This is a genomic window from Pseudorhodobacter wandonensis (genome assembly GCF_001202035.1).
Classification (GTDB): Bacteria; Pseudomonadota; Alphaproteobacteria; order Rhodobacterales; family Rhodobacteraceae; genus Pseudorhodobacter; species Pseudorhodobacter wandonensis.
Genome location: NZ_LGHT01000031.1, coordinates 323530 through 350219, shown reverse-complemented (window position 1 = coordinate 350219; position 26690 = coordinate 323530). Strand labels below are relative to the sequence as shown.

The 26690-nt window shown below is 57.9% G+C and carries 27 protein-coding genes, 1 tRNA gene and 1 pseudogene; 14 read left to right on the top strand and 15 right to left on the bottom strand.

What is annotated here, in order from left to right:
* Positions 1–915: pseudogene (locus AKU79_RS10310) on the top strand (IS3 family transposase); the annotation flags it as partial.
* Here the strand turns inward: AKU79_RS10310 and AKU79_RS19920 are convergent.
* The 3 genes from AKU79_RS19920 to ypfJ all read right to left on the bottom strand — a co-directional run bounded on the left by AKU79_RS19920 (position 833) and on the right by ypfJ (position 2345).
* A complete protein-coding gene (locus AKU79_RS19920) occupies positions 833–1288 on the bottom strand; it encodes a DUF6538 domain-containing protein (protein ID WP_331458382.1) in 456 nt (151 codons plus the stop codon). The pseudogene AKU79_RS10310 and the gene AKU79_RS19920 sit on opposite strands and share 83 nt — an antisense overlap.
* Before the next feature lie 61 nt (positions 1289–1349).
* Positions 1350–1433 (bottom strand) — tRNA-Leu (locus tag AKU79_RS10305).
* A gap of 63 nt (positions 1434–1496) precedes the next feature.
* Positions 1497–2345 (bottom strand): KPN_02809 family neutral zinc metallopeptidase, encoded by an 849-nt coding sequence (gene ypfJ, locus AKU79_RS10300; protein ID WP_050523477.1) that lies wholly within the window; start codon positions 2343–2345, stop codon positions 1497–1499.
* A gap of 125 nt (positions 2346–2470) precedes the next feature.
* Between ypfJ and AKU79_RS10295 the strand changes: the two genes are divergently transcribed.
* Together AKU79_RS10295 and AKU79_RS10290 are read left to right on the top strand one after the other, a co-directional pair.
* On the top strand, positions 2471–3049 hold the full coding sequence (locus AKU79_RS10295) for a YqaA family protein (protein WP_050523476.1): 579 nt from the start codon (positions 2471–2473) through the stop codon (positions 3047–3049).
* Positions 3046–3510, top strand: coding sequence for a disulfide bond formation protein B (locus AKU79_RS10290; protein WP_050523475.1), 465 nt, complete (start codon positions 3046–3048; stop codon positions 3508–3510). The genes AKU79_RS10295 and AKU79_RS10290 overlap by 4 nt, the downstream gene beginning before the upstream one ends.
* Here the strand turns inward: AKU79_RS10290 and AKU79_RS10285 are convergent.
* Entirely contained in the window at positions 3507–5315 is a 1809-nt protein-coding gene (locus tag AKU79_RS10285) for a cation:proton antiporter (protein ID WP_050523474.1), read from the bottom strand. The genes AKU79_RS10290 and AKU79_RS10285 overlap by 4 nt on opposite strands.
* Positions 5316–5330: 15 nt before the next feature.
* Positions 5331–6491, bottom strand: coding sequence for a deoxyguanosinetriphosphate triphosphohydrolase (locus AKU79_RS10280; protein WP_050523473.1), 1161 nt, complete (start codon positions 6489–6491; stop codon positions 5331–5333).
* A 148-nt stretch (positions 6492–6639) separates the two neighbouring features.
* Here AKU79_RS10280 and AKU79_RS10275 point away from each other — a divergent pair, with 148 nt between their 5' ends.
* Both AKU79_RS10275 and xth read left to right on the top strand, forming a co-directional pair.
* Positions 6640–6972, top strand: a complete 333-nt coding sequence (locus AKU79_RS10275) for a HesB/IscA family protein (protein WP_050523472.1) — start codon at positions 6640–6642, stop codon at positions 6970–6972.
* 63 nt (positions 6973–7035) lie between these two features.
* The gene (gene xth, locus AKU79_RS10270; protein ID WP_050523471.1) at positions 7036–7815 is read left to right on the top strand and encodes an exodeoxyribonuclease III; all 780 of its coding nucleotides are present in this window, start codon (positions 7036–7038) and stop codon (positions 7813–7815) included.
* Here xth and AKU79_RS10265 read toward each other — a convergent pair.
* Positions 7812–8984: an FAD-dependent monooxygenase gene (locus tag AKU79_RS10265; protein WP_050523527.1), complete on the bottom strand. Its 1173-nt coding sequence runs from the start codon at positions 8982–8984 to the stop codon at positions 7812–7814. The genes xth and AKU79_RS10265 overlap by 4 nt on opposite strands.
* Positions 8985–9077: 93 nt before the next feature.
* A complete protein-coding gene (gene dksA, locus AKU79_RS10260) occupies positions 9078–9500 on the bottom strand; it encodes an RNA polymerase-binding protein DksA (protein WP_050523470.1) in 423 nt (140 codons plus the stop codon).
* Between the two features lie 172 nt (positions 9501–9672).
* Here dksA and AKU79_RS10255 point away from each other — a divergent pair, with 172 nt between their 5' ends.
* From AKU79_RS10255 to AKU79_RS10230, 6 genes are all read left to right on the top strand, one after another.
* Complete coding sequence (locus AKU79_RS10255; protein ID WP_050523526.1) at positions 9673–10512, top strand: AAA family ATPase; 840 nt, start codon at positions 9673–9675, stop codon at positions 10510–10512.
* A 179-nt stretch (positions 10513–10691) separates the two neighbouring features.
* Positions 10692–10856, top strand: a complete 165-nt coding sequence (locus AKU79_RS19485; protein ID WP_050523469.1) for a hypothetical protein — start codon at positions 10692–10694, stop codon at positions 10854–10856.
* Between the two features lie 4 nt (positions 10857–10860).
* Complete coding sequence (locus AKU79_RS10245) at positions 10861–12045, top strand: vWA domain-containing protein (RefSeq protein WP_050523468.1); 1185 nt, start codon at positions 10861–10863, stop codon at positions 12043–12045.
* A complete protein-coding gene (locus tag AKU79_RS10240) occupies positions 12042–12362 on the top strand; it encodes a hypothetical protein (RefSeq protein WP_050523467.1) in 321 nt (106 codons plus the stop codon). The genes AKU79_RS10245 and AKU79_RS10240 overlap by 4 nt, the downstream gene beginning before the upstream one ends.
* Positions 12355–12954, top strand: a complete 600-nt coding sequence (locus tag AKU79_RS10235; RefSeq protein WP_050523466.1) for a DedA family protein — start codon at positions 12355–12357, stop codon at positions 12952–12954. The genes AKU79_RS10240 and AKU79_RS10235 overlap by 8 nt, the downstream gene beginning before the upstream one ends.
* 51 nt (positions 12955–13005) lie before the next feature.
* Complete coding sequence (locus tag AKU79_RS10230) at positions 13006–13689, top strand: M48 family metallopeptidase (RefSeq protein ID WP_050523465.1); 684 nt, start codon at positions 13006–13008, stop codon at positions 13687–13689.
* Between the two features lie 3 nt (positions 13690–13692).
* Here AKU79_RS10230 and AKU79_RS10225 read toward each other — a convergent pair whose 3' ends face one another.
* A complete protein-coding gene (locus tag AKU79_RS10225) occupies positions 13693–14454 on the bottom strand; it encodes a DeoR/GlpR family DNA-binding transcription regulator (protein WP_050523464.1) in 762 nt (253 codons plus the stop codon).
* A gap of 166 nt (positions 14455–14620) precedes the next feature.
* Here AKU79_RS10225 and glpD point away from each other — a divergent pair, with 166 nt between their 5' ends.
* Positions 14621–16177 (top strand): glycerol-3-phosphate dehydrogenase, encoded by a 1557-nt coding sequence (gene glpD, locus AKU79_RS10220; protein WP_050523463.1) that lies wholly within the window; start codon positions 14621–14623, stop codon positions 16175–16177.
* Positions 16178–16216: 39 nt separating this feature from the next.
* Positions 16217–17704, top strand: coding sequence for a glycerol kinase GlpK (glpK, locus tag AKU79_RS10215; protein ID WP_050523462.1), 1488 nt, complete (start codon positions 16217–16219; stop codon positions 17702–17704).
* A gap of 68 nt (positions 17705–17772) precedes the next feature.
* On the opposite strand, the gene AKU79_RS10210 is transcribed toward glpK, so the two are convergent.
* From AKU79_RS10210 to AKU79_RS10200, 3 genes are read right to left on the bottom strand one after another with little or no spacing between them, the layout of a single operon-like run.
* Entirely contained in the window at positions 17773–18543 is a 771-nt protein-coding gene (locus AKU79_RS10210) for a LamB/YcsF family protein (RefSeq protein WP_050523461.1), read from the bottom strand.
* Positions 18540–19550, bottom strand: a complete 1011-nt coding sequence (locus tag AKU79_RS10205) for a 5-oxoprolinase subunit C family protein (protein ID WP_050523460.1) — start codon at positions 19548–19550, stop codon at positions 18540–18542. Before AKU79_RS10205 ends, AKU79_RS10210 begins: the two co-directional genes overlap by 4 nt.
* Positions 19547–20293, bottom strand: coding sequence for a 5-oxoprolinase subunit B family protein (locus AKU79_RS10200; protein ID WP_050523459.1), 747 nt, complete (start codon positions 20291–20293; stop codon positions 19547–19549). Before AKU79_RS10200 ends, AKU79_RS10205 begins: the two co-directional genes overlap by 4 nt.
* Before the next feature lie 146 nt (positions 20294–20439).
* Here AKU79_RS10200 and AKU79_RS10195 point away from each other — a divergent pair, with 146 nt between their 5' ends.
* A complete protein-coding gene (locus AKU79_RS10195; RefSeq protein ID WP_050523458.1) occupies positions 20440–21633 on the top strand; it encodes a diaminopropionate ammonia-lyase in 1194 nt (397 codons plus the stop codon).
* A gap of 117 nt (positions 21634–21750) precedes the next feature.
* Here the strand turns inward: AKU79_RS10195 and AKU79_RS10190 are convergent, their stop codons facing one another.
* Genes AKU79_RS10190 through phnA form a run of 4 tightly spaced genes read right to left on the bottom strand, consistent with a single transcriptional unit; the run spans position 21751 to position 26670 of the window.
* Complete coding sequence (locus AKU79_RS10190; protein ID WP_082223994.1) at positions 21751–22587, bottom strand: EamA family transporter; 837 nt, start codon at positions 22585–22587, stop codon at positions 21751–21753.
* The gene (gene pbfA, locus AKU79_RS10185) at positions 22584–23933 is read right to left on the bottom strand and encodes a (R)-1-hydroxy-2-aminoethylphosphonate ammonia-lyase (protein ID WP_050523457.1); all 1350 of its coding nucleotides are present in this window, start codon (positions 23931–23933) and stop codon (positions 22584–22586) included. Before pbfA ends, AKU79_RS10190 begins: the two co-directional genes overlap by 4 nt.
* Before the next feature lie 35 nt (positions 23934–23968).
* Positions 23969–25435, bottom strand: a complete 1467-nt coding sequence (phnY, locus tag AKU79_RS10180; RefSeq protein ID WP_050523456.1) for a phosphonoacetaldehyde dehydrogenase — start codon at positions 25433–25435, stop codon at positions 23969–23971.
* Positions 25432–26670: a phosphonoacetate hydrolase gene (gene phnA, locus AKU79_RS10175; protein WP_050523455.1), complete on the bottom strand. Its 1239-nt coding sequence runs from the start codon at positions 26668–26670 to the stop codon at positions 25432–25434. The genes phnY and phnA overlap by 4 nt, the downstream gene beginning before the upstream one ends.
* Between the last annotated feature and the right edge of the window lie 20 nt (positions 26671–26690).

Here is a 26690-nt window from a genome sequence, read left to right as displayed (position 1 = left end):
TTCGCGAGGAGAGGGAAGTGTTAAAAAAGGCCACCATCTTCTTTGCAGGCCAAAACCGATGAGGTTCGCCTTCATTGATGCCTGGAAAGAAGAATGGCCGGTGGAATTTCTCTGCCGCATTATGCAGGTTACATCGCGTGGTTATCGTGCGTGGCGGGTTCGCCCGATGAGCCAGCGGCAGCGCGGCGATGTGGTTATCTGGCGCATATCCGAGAGCAACATCGTCTGAGCCTGCATAGCTATGGTCGACCACGCATGACCGAAGAGTTGCAGGAGATGGGGCTGAGGGTTGGGCACCGCCGGATTGGCCGCCTAATGCGCATGAACGGCATCAAGACCGTCAGGACCCAGAAATACAAGGTGACCACGGACAGCAACCATGCGTTCAACATCGCGCCCAACCTGTTGGACCAGGACTTCACTGCGGATGGCCCAAACCAGACATGGGCTGGTGATATAAGCTACATCTGGACCAGTGAAGGCTGGCTATATCTGGCTGTCATCCTCGACCTCTACTCCCGTCGTGTCATTGGGTGGGCTGTCAGCAACCGGATGAAACGCGACTTGGCGATCCGAGCACTGGATATGGCGGTGGCCCTACGGCAACCACCGAAGGGCTGCATTCATCATACGGATCGTGGGTCGCAATACTGTTCACATGACTATCAGAAGCGTCTTTCGAAGCATGGGTTCAAAGTATCGATGAGCGGAAAAGGAAATTGCTACGATAATTCCATGGTGGAAACGTTCTTCAAATCCATCAAGGCAGAGCTGATCTGGCGGAACCACTGGGAAACCAGACGCCAAGCCGAGGGGGCGATATTCCAATATATCAATGGGTTCTATAATCCACGACGGCGGCATTCGTCGTTAGGTGGCAAAAGCCCCTTGGCCTTCGAACGAAAGGCTGCCTAAATGAGTTGAGAGGCCGGAACGTAAGCGTGACAAGACCATTACCCTTCTGTTGCAAATAAATGCCGACAGCTTCAGACAAAAGTACAGATGAAGCAGATATGGCAGGTTGCTGATTGCTGAAGGTCGCTCCGAGCTTTTGCTGCAATCTAAGCATGTGTTTGCCGGGCAATTCTACTTCACGAGACCTCAGATGATACCAGTACTCGTCAAGCTGGTCAGCGGCCCGTCTGGCTCTGGCTTCAGCGATTCTGGCTGACCTAGTCCGAAGCGAATAGGCAATTCGAGGTGATGTGTAGTGACGCCTCAGCTCTTTCGGAATGCGACGGCTGAAGTAGAAAACACCATCCTTAACGAAGGTAAACGGGCGCGAAATGGTCTCCGGCTCCTAGCAGTGGCTAAAAGCTGGTGCGATACCAATGGGTTAGCTGATTAACTGGTGCCCGAGGGGAGACTCGAACTCCCACGTCTTGCGACGGGGGATTTTGAATCCCCTGCGTCTACCATTCCGCCACTCGGGCCCAGTGGGTGCGATGTAACGCGCCTTTTGCGGCGCGTCAATCGCCTGTTGCAGGTTTTTTTTCTTAAAGTTGATTTATCGAAAACGTATCGCAGGATCCAAGCTTACCTGATTGATATCCGGTCACAAACCAACGCGACCTTTGCTCGGATGTGCCATGGGTAAAGCTGTGAGGGTTTGGATACTGGCCCGCATTGCGCTGCAAAGTATCGTCACCGATCTTGCGGGCAGCGTTCACAGCTTCTTCAAGATCGCCGCGATCTATCGATCCAAATTTCTTTTGTGCGGCCCGCGCCCAGATTCCCGCCAGACAATCGGCTTGCAGCTCGATACGCACCGAAATGGCATTGCTTTCGGCCTGTGACACTTGGGCGCGCACCTCATTTGCGCGGGACAGAATGCCCAGTTCATTCTGGACATGATGCGCGATTTCATGCGCCACAACATAGGCCGCAGCAAAATCGCCTTTGGCACCCAACTGCTGTTCAAGCGTCACAAAGAAATCCGTATCCAGATATGCCTTGTTGTCCCCCGGGCAATAAAACGGCCCCGAGGCCCCCGAAGCCCCGCCGCAGGGCGAGCTCGTGGCGCCTTTGAACAGAACCAATGTCGCGGGCGTGTAACTACGGCCCAACTGATCCTTAAAAATTTGGGCCCAAACATCTTCGGTATCAGCCAGAGTGACAGACACAAACTGCCCTGCTGCCTTGTCGGCGGCAGTCATCTCGGTTGCAGGGGCACGCTGCCCGCCCCCCTGATCTTGCAACAAGGGCGTTACATCAATGCCAAGAAAATAGCCGACGACAAGAACGGCAACCAAACCGAAACCGCCAATCCCGCCCACGGCACGCGTATTTGACCGGCCGCGCCGATCCTCGATATTCCGGCTTTCGCGCCGCCCTTTCCATTTCATCGCCCCATCCCCTTGCCTGTTTGGTCAAGTTTTACCGCAGAGCGCATAAATCACAAAGCCTGTTTGTCCTCTTGACGCCCCCCGCCCTGCGTGATGCAAGGTGCCACGCAACCAAGGAGATCAGGATGATCCGCGCTTTGTATGATTGGACGATTGGTCTTGCGCAGTCCAAACACGCGATTTGGGCCTTGGCCTTTGTCGCGTTTATTGAAAGCTCGGTATTTCCGATCCCGCCGGATATTCTGATGATTCCGATGATCATCGCGGCCCCACGCCGCGCGTTCTGGATTGCGTTTGTTGCAACGGTTTCATCGGTCGCGGGCGGTGCGTTCGGGTATTTGATCGGCTCGTTGTTCTTTGAAAGTATCGGCCTGCCCGTGCTAGAGTTTTACGGCCAGACGGCGCATTTCGCGACATTCCAGGAACGGTACAACGCATATGGTGCTTGGGCCGTGTTGATCGCAGGCGTCACACCATTTCCCTATAAGGTCATCACCATTCTATCGGGTGCCACCGGGCTTTCCTTGCCGGTGTTCATGTTGGCCAGCATTGTCGCCCGCGCCTTGCGCTTTTTCCTGATTGCGGCCCTGCTGTGGAAATTCGGCGCACCTATTCGTGATTTTATTGAACGTAGGCTAGGGCTTATGTTCACTTTGGCGGTGGCATTGCTGATCGCCGGATTTGCAGCTGTGAGGTTTTTATGACGCGCACCCAGTTTATTCTGTTGGCAATTGGCGGATCGGCTGCGGCGCTGGCCGGGGCGTATGGGTTCGAATATATTGGCGGATTGCAGCCCTGCCAGATGTGTTGGTGGCAGCGCTATGCCCATATGGCGGCAATTGTGATCGGCCTTTTGGCGCTGGTGCTAAAGGGGCGGACCCTGCCCTATCTAGGGGCACTGGCCGCGCTGACTGGTTCCGCGATTGCGCTGTATCACACCGGTGTCGAGCGCGCCTGGTGGCAGGGCATAACCTCTTGCAGCACCGGATCTATCGCCGGTCTTGATGTCACCCAGTTGCTGGACCCTGCGGCAAATGTAGTTGCCCCTGTGCGCTGTGATGCCATTGCCTGGGAAATGTTCGGCCTGTCAATGGCATCCTGGAACGGCATTCTGTCCCTTGGCTTGGTTATTTTCTGGCTGATGGCCGCCAGAAAACGCGCCTAAACGCCTTCGCCCTTGGGCGGTGATAATGCCAACAAACGCGCGCCCGCCGCAGGCGTTTGCTTGCTGTCATTGCCAACAAACCGAAAATCACCGGTTGCCGATATGACACATAGCAAAATCGACTCGGGCCGTTCATCCTTCCAGGCCTGATAACCATATTCCTCGGTCAGTTTGGTGGTGCGGATGGTCCAGCCTTCGGCCATCAATGTCTCATACTCGTCATAGGTGCGCCCATCGCCGAACCTGCGCCCGCCAAGCGTTACCGGCAATGCATGGCGCGTGCTTTCGCTTTTCACCCGCGGCAGTTGCCAAACTTTATCGCGGCCGAATTCGGGCGCCAGATCGGTCGCAACCAAGGTGTTGTAGGCATCATTATCCGTAGCAGCCAGAATGTTTGAAAAGCCGATGAATTCGACTTTATTCTCGGCCGCCTCTGACAAAATATCACCAAAGAAAACCGGCAGCGCAGCAGCCCGCGCATAGCGCAGGTGGCCAAGGTTCCAGTCTGTTACCAGCACCGGCACATCGGCTTTTTTCAAGGCTGCGCCCAAACCCGTTGTCAGGCGCGTCCCACCAACCAGCAATACGCCCGGAACCTCGGCCGCGCGCAGGCCCAGCAGGCTGGCCAAGGGTGTCAGGCCAAAGCCATTGAGAACAACAGTTGCCGCCACCAAAGCAAAAGCCAGCGGCCCAATCGCGGCGCCGTCCGGCACGCCCAATGCGACCAAACGTTCCCCGAACAGGCCTGCAACGGCCATCAGCACCACACCGCGCGGGCCGGTCAATGCGACCAAAATTCTTTCACGCATCGGAACGGTGGTACCCACAAGCGAAATCATAACCGACAACGGGCGTGCGACCAGAACCACCAAAACAACAAACATGACCGCGCGCAGATCAAGGCTTAGCAATTCCTGCAAATCAAGGCCTGCCGCCAGCAAAATGAACACGCCCGATACCAGCAAGATCGTCGCGTGTTCCTTGAACCGGCGCAGTTCCTCATAGCTGGGCAAGGCCGCATTCGCGATCACTAGGCCCATCACGGTGACGGCCAGCAGACCGCTTTCATGCAAGGCGCGGTCGGAAATAGTAAACGCTGCAAGCAGCACCACGAACAGCACAGGAACCTTCATAAACTCGGGCACCAAGGCTTTGCGAAAAGCCAAGGCGATGCCTCGTCCGGCAACCCAGCCCACCAAAGTTGCAAAGAAAATCCCGAAAAAGAAATGCATGGTGGCGGCAACGCCGCCTTCATTCTCACTTAGCACCGTCACCACACCAAAGGCCAAAACGGCGGCCAAAGCGCCCACCGGGTCATTCACAATCGCTTCCCATTGCAACAAGGCTGCAGGCCTGCGCGACAGCCGCGCCTGGCGCAGAAGTGGCGCAATCACTGTCGGACCAGTCACGATCATGATGCCACCAAACACGGCCGAAGCTTCCCACCCCAAACCGGCCCCGTAATGCACCGCGAGCGTTGAGGTCAGCCACCCCAATGGCGCGCCGACAATCACCAACCGCCGGACCCCTTTGGCCGCGTCTTGAAGGGCGTGAAAGTTCAGCGTCAGCCCGCCTTCGAACAAAATCACCGCCACAGCGATAGAGATCATCGGCCCCACCAGATCGCCGATATCGCGCGATGGGATAAAGATGCCAGTCAGCGGGCCAATAATCAGCCCCGCCGCCAGCATCAGCACAATCGCGGGCATCTGGATGCGCCACGCCAGCCACTGTGCGCCGACGCCAATTACGCCAACAAGGGCCAGTGCCTCGACAGGGTTCATTCCAACAGATTCAACGCTCATTGATGCATACTCCGGTCACAGTGGCCCTGTTTGAAACAGGCGCGCATGCTCTTGCAAGGCAAATCGATCCGTCATCCCCGCAACATAGTCGGCGACGATTCGCGCTAGCAGCTGCTGCGTATCGGCCTGGGCCACGTCCTGGCGCCATTCCTGTGGCAGGTATTCAGGCTGCGACATGAACAAGGGAAACAGATCGCGGACAACGGCCGTCACCCGTGCACGTTCAGCCATCACGCTGGGGGCGCGATACATGCGGGTAAACAGGAACGACCGGATGACCTTCAACTCTTGGTACAGTGGCTTGGAGAACCGAATGACGGTTCCCTCCATCGCCCTGATTTCATTCACAGATTGCGGCTTGGCTGCATCAAGGCGGATGTTTGCCACATTAATCACGTCCTCGACCATCCGGCCAAAGACACGGCGCAAAGCCTCATGCCGACGGCGCATCGGGTCAAGGCCCGGGTGCAGGGCGTCAACCTCGGCGAAGGCAGGGCCGGTGACGGGCAGGTCCATCAGGTCAGCCTCATCAAACAGGCCCGAACGCAGGCCGTCATGCAAATCATGGTGCGAATAGGCGATGTCATCGGCAATAGCGGCCACCTGCGCCTCGGCGCTGGCGAATGTGTGCAGCTCCAGATCCCATTCGGCATTTGCTTCGACCAGCGCATAGGGCAACTCTTTGCCCTCATCTGCGATCACGGGGCCGTTGTGTTTTGCTATGCCTTCAAGGGTTTCCCATGTCAGGTTCAGCCCGTCAAAATCGGCATAATGACGCTCCAGACGCGTCACAATACGCAAGGCTTGGGCGTTATGGTCAAAGCCGCCGTAAGGGGCCATCAACTCGGCCAAGGCATCCTCGCCCGTGTGGCCAAAAGGGGTGTGGCCAAGATCATGCGCCAAGGCAATTGCCTCGGCCAGATCGGTGTTCAGGCCCAAGACGCCCGAAATCGTACGAGCAACCTGCGCCACCTCGATCGAGTGGGTCAAACGGGTGCGGTAATAATCGCCCTCATGTTCGACAAACACTTGGGTTTTATGCTTTAATCGCCGAAACGCGCTGGAATGGATGATCCGGTCGCGGTCGCGCTGAAAGGGCGAGCGGAACGACGACATCCGTTCACCGTGCAAACGGCCACGCGACGCATCAGGATGGCAGGCGAAGGGTGCAAGCATGTATCAAACCTTATGTGCCGTGGTTAACAGCTATCGCATTCATCTATATGCGATTCCACCGGGAATGGCACCCTATGACCGCATGGCTTGTTTCAAACCAGTCCAGCCCCTATATTTGAATTTGAACGCTAACCCAAGGCCTCCTAACATGACGTTAACTTTGCCCCCCCGCGTGACCGACCGTGCCTTTGCCCGCTTGGCCGAAATTGCCGAGACCACTGGCGATACCAAGGCCCTTCGCGTGGCTGTCGAGGGCGGTGGCTGTTCGGGCTTTCAGTATGACATCCGGCTGGATGACCCCGCGGCAGATGATATTGTGCTGGAAAAAGACGGGATGAAAGTGCTGATCGATGAGGTGTCTTTGCCGTTTCTGTCGAACGCCGTGATTGATTTCACCGAAGAGTTGATCGGCGCCCGCTTTGTCGTGGAAAATCCGAATGCCAGCAGTTCTTGCGGCTGCGGCATCTCATTTTCGATGTAAGCTTGCCCCCTGCCCGCCTGCCCCGTAGAACAGATGCAAACAAGGGCTGCACAGGGGCGGGTGATGAAGCTGGCGACATTCAACATCAACGGAATCAAAGCGCGAATCGAGGCGCTGCCCCGCTGGCTTGAGGCAGCGAAACCCGATGCGGTGGCCTTGCAAGAAATCAAATCGGTCGATGAGAGCTTTCCCCGCCAGATGTTCGAGGACATGGGCTTCCGCGTCGAAACCCATGGGCAAAAGGGCTTTAACGGCGTCGCCATTCTGTCGCGCCTACCGCTGGAAGACATCACGCGCGGCCTGCCCGGCGATGACAGCGATGAACAGGCCCGGTGGATAGAAGCAACCGTGATGGGCGAGCGTGCAGTGCGGTTGTGCGGGCTGTATTTGCCAAATGGCAACCCTGCACCTGGGCCGAAATACGACTACAAACTGGCATGGATGGCGCGGATGAAAACACGCGTGGCAGAGCTGCTGTTGACCGAAGAACCGCTGGTGATCGCGGGCGATTACAATGTTATCCCCCAGCCGGAAGACGCTGCAAACCCAATGGCTTGGGCCGATGACGCGCTGTTTTTGTCCACCACCCGCGCCGCCTTTCGCGAAATTGTGAACCTTGGGCTAACGGATGCCTTTCGCGCCTGCAATCAAGCCCCCGGCCAGTACAGCTTTTGGGATTATCAGGCCGGCGCGTGGGAGAAAAACAACGGCATCCGGATTGACCATTTGCTGCTGTCACCCCAAGCTGCCGACCTGCTGCGCGATTGCCGCATTGACCGCGAGGTCCGCGCCGAGGAACGCCCCTCCGACCATGTGCCGGTTTGGATAGGCCTCGCAGCCTAACCCGCAGCCGTGACGTCGTGGCGATAAATCCAGTCAAACTTGCCCAGTATCATGCCCGGGGCCACTGCCCCGCCCAGCTTTAGCCCCAGATGCGCAAGGCCGCGTATTGGTTCGCGCAGATGATAGGCGCGGGCATTGCTATCGGCGGCTTTGACGATCCGCGCACAGCGCTCTTGCCGCGCGGCCTGATAGGCAGGCAACCCTTTGTCGATGCCCAAACGATCAAGGCAATCTGCCAACACCCAAGCATCTTCAAGCGCCATATTCGCGCCTTGGGCCAGAAACGGCAGCGTCGGGTGGGCTGCATCGCCAAGGATAGCGGCATTTTTGCCGACCCATGTCTTGGCGACAGGGTGGCGGAACAGCCCCCAAAGCCAAACCTCGTCTACCCGTTCCAGCCATGCCCGCACACGCGGTGAAAACCTTGCAAAGGCCAAACGCATTTCCAAAGGGTCGTCCCGCAGGTTCCAGCCTTCTTCGACCCATTGCCGGCGCTCTTCGACGGCGACGATATTTCGCAGGGTACCGCCGCGCAGAGGGTAGCTGACCAAATGCCGCCCTGCCCCCATATGCACCTCGGCCTCGACAACCTCGCCGGGCTCAGCGGGAATCACGGCACGCCACGCCACTTGATGTGTAAAGAACGGGGCGACGGCCCCATTCAACGCCGAACGCACCCGCGAATGCAGCCCATCGGCCCCAATCAAAAAGCCGGCATGGCGGCTTGCGCCCGTTGCCATTGCCATTTGCGGCTGATCGCCTGAAAGATCGACACTCTCGACGCGCTGCAGCAGTTGCAGTTCAACCCCTGCGGCCTCGGCGCCCGCGCGCAAAACCTCGATCAGATCGGCGCGGTGCATCAAGTAAAAGGCCTGATCGGGGCGTTGTACCGCCAAATCCAGCCGAACCACTGTATCACCACTGATACCATCGCGCAGGTGAACCGCCTGGTTGCGCATACCCGCCGCAACAAGTGCTTGCTCTAGCCCCAAGGCCCGCAACACCGCAACACCATTGGGGCTGACCTGCAGGCCTGCCCCGACCTCACGTATCGCGTCGGCCTGTTCCAGCAAGGTAACCTTGGCACCACGCTGTGCCAAAGCAGTACTAACAGCCAGCCCCGCCACACCCGCACCCAAAACCGTGAATTCGGTATTATTCAGAGTCATCATTCTGGCCTTTTTACAGCACAAAGCCGGACCATTTATTTGGCCCGGCGTTGTAAGCATCCCTTATTGTCGCCCTGCGATCAATGCCCGCGATCAGTCTTCGCGGTGCACACGCTCACGACGTTCGTGCTTTTCCTGAGCTTCCAGCGTCATCGTCGCAATGGGACGCGCATCGAGCCGCTTTAGCGAGATCGGCTCGCCAGTAACTTCGCAATACCCGAACTCACCGTTTTCAATCCGGCGCAAAGCGGCGTCGATCTTGGAAACCAGTTTCCGCTGACGGTCGCGTGTGCGCAATTCCAACGCGCGATCGGTTTCCTCGGATGCGCGATCCGCAATATCTGGTACCGAACGGGCCGAGCCTTGCAATCCCTCAATCGTTTCTGCCGACTGGTCAAGCATCTCTTGCTTCCACGTCTGCAGCTTGCGACGGAAATACTCCACCTGGCGATCATTCATGAATGGTTCGTTCTCAGCTGGGCGGTAGTCGTCGGGAACAAAGGTATCTACCTTCATATTGTCACTCTCCAATTGGTCGAATGCAGCCGATACAAGCGCTTGGAACAAATTTCGCGCCCGTTATTGCGGTCACTTAACGGAAGCGAAAGCCAATGTCACTAGCGGTTGCGACATTTTGATGGCGCGGTTAGGGTTTGATGGAAACTTATCACAAGGCCGCAAAGCAATTATGAAATTCGCGTCGACTGACAGCTACATAGCCACCGATGATCTAACCGTTGCCGTGAATGCCGCAGTCGTGTTGCAGCGCCCCTTGCTGGTAAAAGGCGAGCCAGGAACCGGCAAAACCGAACTTGCCCGGCAGGTGGCACAAGCCTTGGGCATGCCTTTGCTGGAATGGCATGTGAAATCGACCACCAAGGCGCAGCAAGGCCTGTATGAATATGACGCCGTAAGCCGTTTGCGCGACAGCCAACTGGGTGACGCGCGCGTGCATGACGTCAAAAACTACATCCGCAAAGGCAAGCTTTGGCAAGCGTTCGAGGCCGAAGAGCGGGTCGTCCTGCTGATTGACGAAATCGACAAGGCCGACATCGAATTCCCCAACGATCTGTTGCAGGAATTGGACCGGATGGAATTTTTCGTCTATGAGACCGGCGAAGTGATCAAGGCTCGGCAGCGGCCGATTGTCATCATCACGTCGAACAATGAAAAGGAACTGCCGGACGCGTTCTTACGCCGCTGTTTCTTTCACTTCATCCGTTTTCCCGAAATGGAAACCTTGCGCCAGATTGTCGAAGTGCATTTCCCCGGCATCAAAGAGGCCTTGCTGACCACGGCCCTTACCCAATTCTACGCCCTGCGCGAGACGCCGGGGCTAAAGAAAAAGCCGTCCACCAGCGAGGTTTTGGATTGGCTGAAACTATTGCTGGCCGAAGATCTGCGCCCCGAGGACCTTGCACGCGACAAGGTATCTTTGCCGCGTCTGCATGGGGCATTGCTGAAAAACGAACAAGACGTGCACTTGTTCGAGCGACTGGCGTTTCTGGCGCGGGGGCAACGCAGCTAACACAGAGTTTGGCAGCAAATGCGGCGGCGCTGCACATAGACAGTCAGTGCTGGGCGCGGTATGGCTTTGGTTCGGATGCGCAAATCAATGCGCGAGCGGCCGAAATCTTGGCGCTTGCGCGGCGCAGTAACAAAAGCTGACGGTCAGGCAGGTGCCTTTTCCGTCACGGGGGCAAATGAATGATCGTATTGGGTGGCATGCTGCTGGGCGCAATTGTCGGCGCAGGACTGGCGCGCAAACGCGGGGGTAAGGCCTTGGATATGTTGCAATATGGCGCAGGCTTTGCGATTGCCTTTACGCTGCTAGGCCTGTTTGTAACGATCATAATCGAACGCTCGCTCTAGCCCGATGTTCTTGCCGTTTTTCGACACTCTGCGGCGACACGGTGTTCCCGTAAGTTTGCGGGAATATCTGGCCTTTCTGGAAGGCGTGGTCGCGGGTCTGGTGACCTATGATGTCGACGGGTTCTACTATCTGGCCCGCCTGACTATGGTCAAGGATGAACGCCATCTTGACCGCTTTGATCAAGCTTTTGCCGCCAGTTTCAAAGGCTTGGAAACGGTGACACCCCAATCGGTGATCGATGCGCTTGACTTGCCCGAGGACTGGCTGCGCAAACTGGCCGAAAAGCACATGACCGCCGAAGAACGCGCCGCGGTTGAGGCACTCGGCGGGTTTGACAAGCTGATGGAGACGCTAAAACAGCGGCTTGAGGAGCAAAAAGGCAGGCATCAGGGTGGCAATAAATGGGTTGGCACCGCTGGCACCTCGCCCTTTGGGGCCTATGGCTACAACCCCGAAGGCGTCCGGATCGGCCAGAAAGAGGGTCGCCACGGCCGCGCGGTGAAAGTATGGGACAAACGCGAATTCAAAAATCTTGATGACAGCGTCGAACTGGGTACCCGCAACATCAAGGTCGCTTTGAAACGCCTGCGCAAATGGGCCCGCGATGGCGCGTTGGACGAGTTGGACCTAGATGGCACCATTCGCGCCACGGCGGAACATGGCTACCTAGACGTCAAAACCCGCCCCGAGCGACGCAATGCCGTTAAAGTACTGTTATTGCTGGATGTCGGCGGGTCAATGGACCCCTATGTCAAAGTGGTAGAAGAGCTGTTTTCAGCCGCGAGATCCGAATTTCGCCACCTCGAACATTTCTACTTTCACAACTGCGTCTACGAAGGCCTGTGGCGCGATAACCGCCGCCGCTGGGATGCCCAAACCCCAACATGGGAAGTATTGCGCACCTATGGCCCGGATTGGAAATGCATTTTTGTCGGTGATGCCAGCATGAGCCCCTATGAAATCCTGCACCCCGGTGGCGCCAACGAGCATTGGAACCAAGAGGCCGGGCGCGTCTGGCTGGAACGTCTCTGCCATCAATGGCCCAGCCATCTGTGGATCAACCCGACGCCCGAGCATTATTGGAACCACAGCCATTCGATCCGCCTGATACGCGAGACGCTGGGCGACCGCATGGTACCGATGACATTGGACGGAATTTCACGCGGAACAAAGGGGCTTAGCCGATGAGACGCAAGGCCATGCTTGCAAGCTTTATAATAGCGGCCGGATTGACTGCATTTTTCATCATCCGCGCGGCCTTCTTTGCCTTTGTCTGGATGGATCCGGACCGCGGCATCCATCCGATAGAGCCGTGGATGACACCACGCTTTATCGCGCGCACCTACAATATTCCGCGGCCCGATATGCAGGCCATTCTCGACCTTGGCCCAGATGATACCCCGCGCCAACCGCTCGTGTCCTTGGCCGAGGCGCATGGTGTGGCGGTAGAGGACTGGATCAACGAATTTAACGCCTATCTTGATGCGCGGCCCCCACATGACTGATCTTTTGCTGCTTTGGGTTTCGGATTACGGCCTAGTAATCATTTCTCTGGCAACCTTGCTATCATGCTTTGCCTTGCCGATGCCTTCGTCGCTAATGATGATGGCAGGCGGGGCTTTTGCAGCAACAGGCGACTTGGTGCTGTGGCAGGTCTGCGCGGGTGCCTATGTCGGGGCCGTTATTGGCGATCAATCCGGCTATTTCATGGCCCGCCGCTTTGGTGCCGCCCATTTATGGGCGTGGCTGCAACAACGGCGCAGCTCGGCCCGACTTTTGTCGCAGGCAGAGGCTTTGCTGGAAAAGCGCGGCGGTTGGGCGATTTATCTGACACGCTGGCTGTTCAGCCCTTTAGGGCCTTATATCAATGTATTAGCAGGTGCCACCCATATGCCTTGGCGGCGTTTCCTGCTGGCCGATCTGCTGGGCGAGGCAACTTGGGTCACCGTTTATGTCACATTGGGCTATGTCTTTGGCACCCAGATCGAAGAGCTATCAGACACGCTCGGCAACGTCATCGGTGCATTGACTGCGGGTATGGTCACCCTGCTCTTGGGCCGCGCTTTGTGGCAACAACGCAAACCCCATGCCAGCTAGAATTTGCACCCAAGCCCTTTCCTTGGCAGTTTCCGCCCCCATATTAACCTTATGACAGCACTGCTTCCCCTTATTCTGCCCGTTGTGATGGCCTATGTGATGTACCGCTTTTCGGTATGGCAGACTGGCAAGCATCTGGACGCGACCTCAAAGCCCCTGCGTGATCCCGTGCTGGAAAAGGTGATGGCCCGCATGGCAGAGGCGCTTGAGGTGCCAAAAGTCGCGGTGCATATCTATGACATCGAACCCGTAAACGGATTGGCGGCACCCGACGGCCGCATTTTCCTGACACGCGGTTTTATTAAAAAGTACCAGCAAGGCATTGTAACAGCCGATGAAATCGCCTCGGTCGTGGCGCATGAAATGGGCCATGTGGCACTTGGCCATACCAAGCGGCGGATGATTGACGTAACGGGCCAGAACGCCGCCTTTTTGCTAATCGCGACATTGCTTGGCCGCCTGATTCCGGTCGTTGGGGTATTCATCGCCTCTTATGTCACCAAAGCACTGGGCGCTGGCCTGTCGCGCAAAGATGAGAATGAGGCCGACGCCTATGCCAGCGCGCTTTTGGTCAAGGCGGGCATAGGGCTTGAACCCCAGAAAAGCCTGTTTCGCAAGCTTGACCGGCTGACAGGAGCCGCAGGCCAAGAGGTGCCGCAATGGCTGCGCTCACACCCAAAAACCGCCGAGCGTATCGCTGCCATTGACGCACGGGCAGCGAAATGGGGCGTCTAAGCCCTACCCCGCTACAATAACTTTTGTATTCCATTCCAAGCACTTATTAGCCACGCCCAAGGTTAGTGCCTGATCGGTGACAAAGGTATCGATCTGCTGCAATGAGACGATGCGCGCAGGGGCATTGCGGTGGAACTTGGAATGATCAGCCACCAATATGCTGTGCCGCGCCTGATTTAGGATGACCTGGCTAACAGTCACCTCTTGCACATCGAAATCCAGCAAATCCCCGTCCTGGTCCAACGCCGAGCAACCGATTACCGCGAAATCAAACTTGAACTGGCGGATGGTGTCTGACGCCAGCGGCCCCACCAAACCGCCGTCAGATCTGCGCAAGGTGCCGCCTGTTACAATTACTTCGGCTTCGGGGTTTGCCGCAAGAATTGTCGCCACATTCATATTGTTAGTCACCACCAGCAAGCGCCGATGTTGCAACAACGCACGGGCCACTGCCTCGGTGCTGGTACCAATATTCAAAAAGACCGAGGCCCCTTCAGGGATCAGCGCGGCACAGGCCCCTGCCATCGCCTGCTTTTCAACGGACTTCAGGGCGCGACGGTCTTCATAGCCAATATTGGTGGTGCCCGACGGCAAAACCGCTCCACCATGCACCCGCTGCAACTGCCCGGCATCGGCCAGATCTGACAGATCGCGCCGAATGGTTTGTACCGTCACGCCAAAACGTTCGGCCAATCCCTCAACCGTCACGCGGCCCTGATTGCGGGCAAGATCCAAAATTTCGGGATGACGAAGATTTGGCTGCATAATGCTTTCGCTTTAAGTCGATTTCCAAATGTCTAGCAGATGTTCGCCACATAGGAAAACCAAAAAGCGAGCATTTAGCGCATCAAAACGAAAACTAACGAAAGCAGTTCTTGCACTTTTAACCAAACAATGGCTAAAAGGGGCGCCAAAGATCTCGGGGGATGCGATGCAAGATAACGCGAAAATCTACGATGTATTCATCATCGGCGGCGGCATTAACGGCTGCGGCATCGCGCGGGATGCTGCCGGGCGCGGGTTGTCCGTTGCATTGGCCGAGATGAACGATTTGGCATCGGCCACTTCTTCTGCATCGACCAAACTGTTTCATGGCGGGCTACGTTACCTTGAATATTTCGAATTCCGGCTCGTGCGCGAGGCGTTGATAGAACGTGAAACCCTGTTGCGCGCCATGCCACATATCAGCTGGCCTATGCGCTTTGTTCTTCCTTATCATAAAGATATGCGATTTGAGAGTGCCACGCCGACCTCTCGACTGCTGGGTTTGCTCATGCCATGGATGCGGGGACGCAGGCCTGCCTGGCTGATCCGTTTGGGATTGTTCTTGTATGACAACCTTGGCGGCCGCAAAATCCTGAAAGGCACGACAACCCTGTCCTTGCCCGGCACACCCGAAGGTGCTGCCCTCGATGACCGGTTTCAAACCGCCTATGAGTATTCAGATTGCTGGGTCGAGGATTCGCGGCTTGTAGTTTTGAATGCCCGTGATGCCGAAGCGCGCGGCGCAAATATCTATGTTCGAACGAAAGTTACAGCAGCGGCGCGGGTTGATGGCCTGTGGCATATCACGCTGGACAACGGCGAAACCAAATATGCGCGGGTATTGGTGAATGCGGCCGGGCCTTGGGTGGGCGAAATTATCGGCCAAACTCTGCGGCTGAACTCGCGCGATGGGGTGCGCTTGGTCCGCGGCAGCCATATCGTCACCAAGCGCCTGTATGATCATGACAAGTGCTATTTCTTTCAGGGCACCGATGGGCGGATCATATTTTCCATTCCCTATGAGACAGATTTTACCCTGATCGGCACAACCGACGCCGAGCACTCCGACCCCGACACCAAGCCATTTTGCACCGACACAGAGCGCGATTACCTTATTGATTTTGCAAATAAATATTTCAAGAAAGCGATCAGCGCGGCCGATGTTGTCTGGACCTATTCCGGCGTGCGCCCTTTGCATGACGATGGCGCCAGCAGCGCCTCGGCGGCCACGCGCGATTATACGCTAAAGGTTGATACAAAGGGTGGCGCGCCTGTGCTGAATATCTTTGGCGGCAAGATCACCACCTATCGGCGGTTGGCAGAAAGCGCGATGGATAAGCTCGCGCCGTATTTTCCTGCTCTGCCCGACAAATGGACGGCTGGCGTGCCCCTGCCCGGCGGTGATTTTGCAGTAAACGGGGTTTCGGATCTGATTGCCAGGCTGCAATCGGATTACCCGTTTCTGACAGCGTTTTGGGCGCGGCGCCTGGTGCGCGCCTATGGTACCGAGGCTTGGGCCGTCCTGGATGATGCGGCCGCTGCGGATGATCTGGGCCAAGATTTCGGTGCGACATTGACAGCTCGGGAAGTAGACTGGTTGATAGGCCATGAATATGCCCGTGCTGCCGAAGATGTGGTTTGGCGGCGCAGCAAGCTTGGCTTGCGGATGACTGCCGCACAGATTGTGGCACTGGATGTCTGGATGCAATCACGGCCAAATTAAAGGCAGCATGCCGGGCCAAAGGATAATAACGGGGGGATTATGCGATATATTCTGGCGATAGATCAGGGAACAACGTCCAGCCGGGCGATTGTGTTTGACGCGGCAATGCAAATCATCGCCACCGCGCAAGAGGAATTCCCGCAGCATTTCCCCGCCTCGGGCTGGGTCGAGCATGAGCCCGCCGATCTGTGGGACAGCACTTTGCGCACCTGCCACGCGGCGATTGCCAAGGCCGGGATTGCCGCAAGTGCTATCGCCGCGATCGGCATCACCAACCAGCGTGAAACGACCCTTGTATGGGACCGGGTGACGGGTGCGCCATTGCACCGCGCAATTGTTTGGCAAGACCGCCGCACCGCCGATTATTGCCGCGACTTACGCGAGGCGGGGCATGATGCGATGATCACTGCACGTACAGGGCTGCTGGCCGATCCGTATTTTTCCGGCACCAAACTGCGCTGGATACTGGACCATGTGGAAGGCGCCCGAGATCGCGCAAAGCGTGGCGAGCTGGCCTTTGGTACAGTTGACAGCTACCTGATCTGGAAGCTGACAGGCGGGGCCGCGCATGTGACCGACGCCACCAACGCAGCACGCACCATGCTGTATGACATCCACAAAGGACGGTGGAGCAAGACCATTTGTGATCTCTTTGACATTCCGATGGCCATGTTGCCAGAGGTCAAAGATTGCGCCGCCGATTTTGGCACGACACAGGCCGATATCTTCGGGCAAGAGATTCCGATTTTGGGCGTAGCAGGTGACCAGCAGGCCGCGACCGTTGGCCAGGCCTGCTTTGCGCCGGGCATGATGAAATCGACCTATGGCACCGGGTGCTTTGCCTTGCTGAATACGGGTGACACTGCCGTCACCTCGAAAAACCGGCTGCTGACCACGATTGCCTATCAACTGGATGGCAAACCGACCTACGCGCTAGAGGGCTCGATCTTTATTGCAGGCGCAGTGGTGCAATGGCTGCGCGACGGGTTGGGGATTATCGGCAATGCCGCCGAAACCCAAGGCCTGGCCGAAGCCGCAGATCCTGCGCAGAATGTGGTTTTGGTACCAGCATTTGTCGGGCTGGGCGCCCCCTATTGGAACGCCGAATGCCGCGGGGCCGTTTTCGGGCTGACGCGCGGATCGGGGCCAAAGGAAATGGCCCGGGCGGCGCTTGAATCCGTGGGATTTCAGACCCGCGATTTGCTAGAGGCGATGCATGCCGATTGGGCCGCAACGGGGGCCGAGCCTACGTTGCGGGTGGATGGCGGCATGACGGCCAGCGATTGGACCATGCAGTTCTTGGCCGACATTATCGGCGCAAAGGTAGACCGCCCTGTGATGCGCGAAACGACTGCCTTGGGTGCTGCTTGGTTGGCTGGCCATCGGGCGGGTTTGTACCCCGACCAAGCCGGTTTTGCCGCCAATTGGGCGCTGGAACGCACGTTTGAGGCAAAGATGGATGCCGATGAGCGTGAAGAGCGGTATACCGCGTGGAAGCGGGCCGTGGCAGCGACGATGGCGTTTTGACCTTTTGCCGCCAGCGCTTGGGGCACTGGCGGCGTTAGGTATTTAGGCCAAGATGAAATGCGTTAGATTTATTTACGCCCTTGGAATTGCGCAACTTTGATGCCGGCAAGTTCCAGCGCAGCGCGGGTTGCCTTGGCAATTTCGACCGCCTCGGCCGTGTCACCATGCAGGCAGATTGTATCGATTGGCGTCGGGATTTCATGGCCAGACGCAGTGATAATCGCACCTGCGGTGACCATTTCGACCATGCGTGCAGCCGCAATGGCCGGATCATGGATAACCGCATCGGGCAAGCTGCGGTCTACCAAAGTGGCATCGTCATTATAGGCGCGATCGGCGAATATCTCGGCGGCCCAGGTGCAGCCAAGACTGTGCACGGCCTCTTGTTGCGCCGTCGCGGCCAGGACCATGATGATGATATCAGGGTCCACGGCCAACGCGCCTTCGTAGCAGGCCTGCGCCATCAGCGCATCTTCGGCCGCCATATTTGCCATAGCGCCGTGCAGTTTCAGGTGGCGCACCTTGCCGCCCGCCAGTGCCGCCATCCCCTTTGCCGCCCCCAGTTGGTAGGCAACCATGTGGCGCAGTTCGGCATGTGACAATTGCAACCGGCGCCGACCAAAGCCTTGCAGATCGGCAAAACCGGGATGTGCGCCGATACCTGTGCCATGCTTGATAGCCGCTTTCATGGTTTTCAGCATTACATCCGGATCGCCGGCGTGAAACCCGCAGGCGATATTGGCCGAGGTGATTGACTGCAACAGTGCCGCGTCATCGCCCATTTTCCACGGCCCAAAACTTTCGCCCATATCGGCGTTCAGATCGACGGTAAGCGTCATGCATCCTCCCATCCGGTGATCATACCGGAGATAAGTTGATAACCAAGAAGATCGGCGATCTGCGCCGGATCGCGCAGACGCGGCTGGCACTTGCTGACAAGGCCTTTTCGGGCCAACAGATCTTGGCGATAAAGTTCCACAGCCTGGTCCAGCGTTACAAAGACAAAGCGAAGCGGCGCACCCGCAGGGGTTTGCGCCAATAGCGGCAGGTCAGGTGGGATGACAGTGCCAATGCGCGGGTAGCCACCGGTGGTTTGTGCCTCGGGCAAAAGCACATAAGGCGCGCCATCGCCGGGAATTTGAATATCGCCCGAGGTGATGACCTCGGACAATATCGTCTGACCTCGTGCAAGGCCAAAGCCCTGCCCTTCGGGCACCAACCTAACGCCTTGGCGGTTGGCGCGGGCATCACGGTGAAAGGTGGTTTGGGTAAAGCGCTGCAAATCCTCGGCAGGGAAAAGGTCCGTCTGCAACGAGGCGATTATGCGTGCCGTGCCGCCTGAAAACCGGTTCGCGACACCAACGCCAAGCCCGGTTGGGCCGCCAAAATCGGGGCCGATTGGCAAGCTTTGGTTTGCACGCAAGGGCGCGCCAATGCCTGCTGCCAAATGGGCCGCGCGCGCACCCAAAACGGGCGGCGTATTGATGCCGCCGCCAATCGACAAATAGCCATAGACGCCTGCCTCGACCGCGCCGATGGATAAAACCGCGCCCGCGGCCAGCAAATGGCTTGCGTTCCACGCAACGGGCGCACCATCAATCGTTGCCCGCATAGGTGCACCTGTCAACGCGATGCGCACAGGCGCCGAGGTTGTGAAATTGCCACCAAAGCCGGCCATTTCCAGCACTGCCAGATCCGTTGATTGCCGCAACAACGCCGCCCCTTCGGCTACAGCCAGCGTATCTGCTGCCCCCCCCCGCGACAGGCCCGAGGCAATATGCCCGGGGCGGCCCAGATCCTGCACTGTCACGCCGGGACCGATGCTGACAATGGTAAGCACTGTCATGGGATGGCCTCCATGACTGCGCCACCATTCCCAGTGGAATCAGATTTCATGATATTGCGGTATTCCTCAAAGCTGACGGGCTGAAACTGCACCTCATCGCCCGCGCGCAGCGCAAAAGGTTCCGCCGCGTCGGGGCGAAAACATCGAAAGGCAGTTTGCCCGACATGGCGCCATCCGGTGGGCGTGGCATTGGCAAACAGCACAAACTGGCGCACCGCCACGACCAAGGCGGAGGCAGGCACCTGCGGCGTCAGGCTACTTTGGCGCGGAATGTTCCAATTGGCCGGCAGATCCCCCAGATAGGGCTGCCCCGGCGCAAACCCCAATGTCAGAACCCGGGTCCGCGCTGCCGATAAGGTTGCAATCGCTTCGGCTTCGGTTTGGCCGGCAAGCTCTGCCGCCTCGACAAGTTGCGGCGCCAGATCGCCGCCAAAAACGGTTGGAATGCGCCAGAACCGTCGGCCATGCGGCGGGGCGGCCGCATACCAATCGCGGCATGCCAACAGCGCGGCCAACTGCGCCGTCAGCGCGCCATGCGTCAAATGCAAAGGGTCAAACCGCAGGTAGGTCGAGGTCAGCGAAGATGATGTCTCCTCAACCCCTGCCCAACCCTCGGCCGCGACCGCAGCTTGAAACGCCAAGGCCGCGCGATTTGCAGGCTCGGACAAGGTATCGGCAAAGCGCACAAGCAGGCCATTAAGGCCCACAGACTCAATTTTAGGAAAGGTATCAGCGATTTGCATGGCGCAATGGTGCCGTTTTGAATGCGCCACTGCAAGGCCTGAAATAGCCTGAAAGCAGCGATTGCATGCGGGCGCAAATCCAAGCTCCCTTGCCAGACCCGCCAACGCATGCAATGCAAGGGTGACCCTGAAACCAAAGGCGCATCATGGCATTTCCGGCTTTTTCCGCAACCCATATCGACCATTTCCAGGCGAATCCAATATATGGTGACGCCGCATCGCGCGTCATTACCCCCGAAGATTTCCGCAGGGCGCGTGCCGAAATTTCCGGCTGGCAAGGCTATGCGCCTACGCCACTTTTCGCCTTGCCTGGCCTCGCGGACTCACTTGAGGTGGCGCAGTTGCTCTACAAACACGAAGGCCCAAGGTTTGGCATGGGCAGTTTCAAAGCACTCGGGGCGGCCTATGCCGGGCTGCGCGTTTTGCAAACCCAACTGTCTGAAAAACTCGGCCGCACTGTGACACTTGCCGAAATCAGCAACGGCAGCCTTGCGACCGAGGCCCGTACCATAACGCTCTGCTCTGCCACCGATGGCAACCATGGCCGCTCATTGGCTTGGGGCGCCCGGCGTTTCGGCGCAGGTTGCAAAATCTACATCCATGCCGAGGTCAGCCAAAACCGCGCCAACGCGATGCGCAGCCTCGGGGCCGAGGTGATCCGCGTCAATGGTAATTACGATGCTTCGGTTGCCCGTGCGCGCGCAGATGCCACGGCGAATGGCTGGTTCATGGTCGCAGACACGTCTTGGACCGGCTACACCCAACCTCCACTGGATGTGATGGCCGGCTATGGCCTCTTGGCTGATGAGGTCTGCCGCACCATGCCAACCGCGCCAACCCATGTGTTCTTGCAAGGTGGCGTCGGCGGGCTCGCCGCTGCAGTCGCCGCATATCTGCGCCAGTTCTGGGGCGACAAAACCCCGCGCGTGATTGTTGTCGAGCCCGACTTGGCCCCCTGCCTGATGGCCAGTGCCCGCGCAGGCTGCGCCGCAACTGTTGCGGTAACAACAGAAACCATCATGGCTGGCCTGTCCTGCGGCGAACCGTCAAAGGTCGCATGGGACATCCTGTCCGATCTGGCGGATGATTATCTGACCATCCCCGACAGCATCATCGCCCCCGCAATGCGCCGCTTGGCCCAGCCGCAGGCAAATGATCCGCTAATTGAAGCCGGTGAAACAGGCGTCGCGGGTTTGGCGGCTTTCATCGCAGCCGCCACACAACCAACTTTGCGCAATGCGCTCGGCATCACACCCGACTCCCGCGTGCTGCTCATCGGAACCGAAGGCATAACAGACCCCGCAATCTATGCCGCCATCATGTCCGAAACCGCACCCTAACATGCGTCAAGGTCATCCTGCAAAACCAGACAAAGCAACACGCCCAAACATCATCTATCCCCAAATATCCTGGGGGAATTGGCCGCAAGGCCAAGGGGGCAAAGCCCCGCTTTACACTTACATCATGGCCAAAGCGATCACGCCCGACGCCACAACACATGCCGCCAAAAGCCTCCCGCGCCAAGGCCTCTCTCCAAACACCAAAACCCCGATCAGCGCGGCAATGATAACACTCGACTCGCGCAATGCCGAAACGGCCCCAAGCGGCGCAATCGTCTTTACATATAGCACCAATCCATAAGCTGTTACCGCGGCGACGCCGCCCATGACGCCAAATAGCATCGTTCGGGGTGCGAAACTCCCGCGATTGCGTCGGCGGTGTAACGCAATCACCAACGGCACTGGCGCCTCGCAGAAAAACAACCACCCCATATAGCCCGTTGCGGTGCCCGCCTCGCGAATGCCTATCCCATCCGCAACCGAATAGGTCCCGATACAAACCCCCAGCGCCACTGCAAGGCCGATACTCGCGTGCCCCGCCCGCGCTGCCCCGCGCAACAAAGCCAACAGGCAAATCCCCCCGCTGACCGCGATCAGCCCTACAATGCCCCAAAACGGCAACCGCTCTCCCACGAAAAGCCAGGCCGTTACCGCAACAATTACTGGCGCCAGCCCGCGCGAGATCGGATAAACTTGGCTTAAATCGCCGTGCCGATACGCGCGAAACAGCAACAGATAATACCCGTAATGCACGGCGGTCGAAACAAAGATAAACGGCCAACTCGCGCGGTCCGGAAACGATGACAGGCCAATCAACAACAGCCCCGCCAACGCATGCGCCAGTGACACCGCCCCTAACACTCCCGCGCGGTCATCGACCGCTTTCAGCATCGCATTCCATCCGGCATGCAGCAGTGCCGAAAACAGCACCAGCCCAAGGGCAAAGCCGCTCATACTTCGGCCAAAATCGCGGCCTCAACGATGCCCAGCGCGCTGTCCAAGTCTTTGCGCGAAATGGTCAACGGTGGCGAAAGCGTCAAAACACTCCCTGCACTGATCTTGAACGACAACCCCGCCGCAAGACAGCGGTAATAAATCCGTTCGGCCCGATCACTAGCCGCGTCACGGCTGGCACGATCTTCAACTATCTCTACGCCAAACATCAAGCCGCGCCCCCGCACATCGCCGACAAAGGGGCTTTGTACGGCAAAGGCCTGCAACCGGCCCAAAGCATATGCACCCAACGCGGCGCTGCGGTCTACCAGACCTTCATCCTCAATGATCTGCAAGGTGGTCAGGGCCGCGCGGGCGGTAACAGGGTTTTTCTCATGCGTGTAATGGCCAATCGCAAAGTCGCCGCATACATCCAGCCCCCGCCGCGCAATCACCGCAGCAATTGGCAAAACCCCACCGCCCAGCGCCTTGCCCAGCGTCACGATATCAGGGATCACCCCGTCATGCTCAAAGGCAAACATGCGACCGGTTTTGCCCAAACCGGTTGGAATCTCATCCATAATCAACAAGGCGCCGTGGCGGTCACAGGCGGCGCGCACCGCTTGCCAAAACCCCGGCGGCGGCACCACAGGCACTGCCCGCATCGGCTCGGCAATCACTGCCGCTACATCGCCTTCGCGGCCCAACACATAGTCAACCATCCCAGCACAGGCCAGCCCGCAAACCTCGGGGCCCTTATGGTTATAGGGGCAGCGGTAACAGTTAAACGGCGCCACATGTTCGGTGCCCGTCATCAAAGGCCCCGCAATATGGCTGCGAAAGGTCGCCTCGCCCCCAACCGAGGCCGCGCCAAAGCCAGCGCCATGAAACGCATCCCAAAAACTGATGGTCTTGAACCGCCCTGTCGCCGCGCGGGCTATTTTCAGCGCCACCTCATTGGCATCCGACCCGCCAGTCGTAAACAAGACTTTGTTCAAATCGCCGGGCGCAACCGCGCCCAGCTTTTCGGCCAGTTCCACCGCAGGTTCATTGGTAAACCGGCGCGGCGCAAAGGGCAGCGCATCCAATTGCGCCTTGATCGCCGCAATCAGGCGCGGGTGGCCATAGCCGATGTGATGCACCGAATTGCCGTGAAAATCCATATAGCGGCGGCCTGCGGTATCTTCGATCCAGATACCTTCGGCCCTGGCAATCGTCGAGACACAAGGGCTCGACAAAGACTGATGCAAAAACGCATCTGAATCCCGCGCCAGCAAGTCGCGTGTCGCCGCATCCGGGTGCTGTTGCGCCCAGGCCTTTCGCGCAGCCGATTGATTGGATTCGCCTTCGGTGTGGGTTAACTTCATCCGCCAAACACCTGACCGTTCATGTTAATCTGCCCCTATCGTGGCCAAGGAAGTGAATAGGTCTTGACGTTAGTAAAGAACTTCATCGCCTCTAGCACGCCTTCCTTGACCGCGTTGCCACTGTCTTTGATCCCGCCAAAGGGTGACATTTCAATCCGGTAGCCGGGCTGCTCCCAGATATTCACCGTGCCTACGTCCAGACCATTCACATAAGCAATCGCGCGGTTCAGGTCATTGGTGCAGACGCCTGACGACAACCCGAATTGCGTGGAATTGGAAATCTGCATAACTGCCGCGTCATCATCCGGTACGCGCACAATGGGCACAATCGGGCCAAAGGTTTCCTCCATCACCAACTCGGAACCATGCGGCACATGGTCAACCACAATCGGCGGCAACAACGCCCCTTTTCGGCCCGGATGATAGAGGATTTTCGCGCCTTGACGTTCGGCATCCATCACCCGCCGCTCAAAGGTCTCGGCCGCTTGCGCATGCACCACACAGCCCAGCTGCGTATCAGGGTCCATCGGGTCACCAAAGCGCAGCGCCTTGGCCCGTGCCAGCACCATTGGCACAAACCTGTCTGCCACGCTTTCCTGCACCAAAATCCGCTTTACTGCCGTACAGCGCTGCCCCGAGTTGCCCGTAGCCCCCGCCACCGCAATCACAGCCGCCTTTTCCAGATCATCATCCGACAGGTCATTGCAAATGATCAGCGGGTCATTGCCACCCAGCTCTAACGCCATCCGCTTATACCCCGCCTTCGCGGCAATCAGCTTGCCCACCGGCACGCCTCCGGTAAAGGTGATGATGTCGATATTGGGGTTGGTGATCATCTCGTCCCCGATATCCTTTGGCCAGCCGGTCACCACTTGGAACATTTCCGGCGGCAGACCTGCCTCATACAGAATATCAGCCAGCGCAATGGCCGTCAGCGGCGTCAACTCGGTCGGCTTGCACACCATGCAGTTATTGGTAGCAATCGACGGCGCGATTTTATGGGATACCATGTTCAGCGGATGGTTGAACGGCGTGATCGCCGAAATCGCCCGTACCGGCTCACGCAGGGTGAAAATCTTGCGCTCCTTGCCTTGCGGCGTCAGATCGCAGGAAAAGATCTGCCCGTCATCCAGAATCGCCATTTGCCCCGCCAATGTGAACACATCATAGGCGCGGCCGGTTTCATAAAGCGCGTGCTGCCAGCAAATCCCCAGTTCCAACACCAGCCAATAGGCCAATTCCTCGCGCCGTTCCTTAATCAAAGCACCCGCGCGGAACAGAATTTGCTGCCGCTCATAGCGCGACAACTTCGGCTTATACGCCGCGGCAATCTCAAATGCGCGGGCGGCGTGTTCGGCACGGCCTGCAGGCACCGTTCCGATCACCTCATCGGTAAAAGGATAGCGAACCTCAACCACTTCATCTGTAAACACCTTTTCGCCACCAATGCGCATGGCCTCGTGTTTTGGCACAATCTTGCGGGTTCTGGGATCAAAGCTCATAATGCTGCCGCCGTCGTTGCTACGAAAAACGCATCAAAATTGCGCAAGCCCGCGCCATTGGGCAGGTCCATCACGCGATTCACGATGAACGGCACCTCCTGCTCGGTTAACCCGCCATGGCTGCGCAGGGGTTCATTCAACGCCGCCAGATCATGCCGGTGCTCTGACGTGCCGATGGTCATATTCTCGGTTGAGATCATAACGATATCGCCAATCCGGTCGGCGGGCAGATCATAGCGGGATACAGCCTCTTCGCGGCTGATCACCTCCAACAACTCAGGCCGTGCAGCCAGACGGGCGATAATATCGGCGCGGTCGGCCCCTTTCGGCAAATAGGCCGTACCAAAGCCACCCAAAGCCCCATGATGCACAACATAGGGGTCGGTGATCGGCAAGATCACCCGCGCCGCCGCCGTGCCCAGCCACGCATCCAGCAAATCCTGCACATAGATGACCTGCGGGTCGCCATTGGCATCATGCTTGGGTTTCATGCCGTGATCGGCGGTGACCACAATCGCGGCCCCCATCGCATCCAGCTGCGCCAAGTATTTGTCAAACATCGCATAAAACGCCTGCGCCTGCGGCTGATGCGGCGCATATTTATGCTGCACATAATCGGTGGTGGTCAGGTACATCACATCGGGTTTCCATTCCGCCAGCAGCTTGACGCCCGCTGCAAAGACAAATTCCGACAGCTCGGCCGAATAGACATCGGGCTGGCCAAAGCCCAACCATTCGGCGGCATTGTCCTGCCCATGCTCGGCTTGCGTAGAACTGGCCGAGCGTTCTGCCGAAAAGCATTTCGCGCGGTCCTCGTCAAAGCTCAGCCCCGCCCCAAGCAACGCCCGCAGCTTATCCTTGGCAGTGACAATCGCCACCCGTGCGCCTGCATCATAAAATTTGGAAAACACCGTGGGCGCGCGTAAAAACCGCACGTCATTCATCATGACTTCTTCACCGGTTTCCGGCTCATACAGGTAGTTGCCGCAAATGCCATGCACCGATGGCGGGCGGCCCGTAGCGATAGACAGGTTGTTGGGATTGGTAAAACTAGGGATCACCGAATGCGCCAAACGGTCGGTTCCGGTTTCGCGCATCCGCTTTAGCGTGGGCATCAACCCCTTGGCAATCGCCTGGGTCAGATACTCGGGTTCGCAGCCATCAAGGCAAATCGCAATCGCAGTCACTTTTGGCCAAGGGTACACACGGTCATTGGCGGTTACGGCTTTGGTCATATCTTGTCCTCTATCCTAAT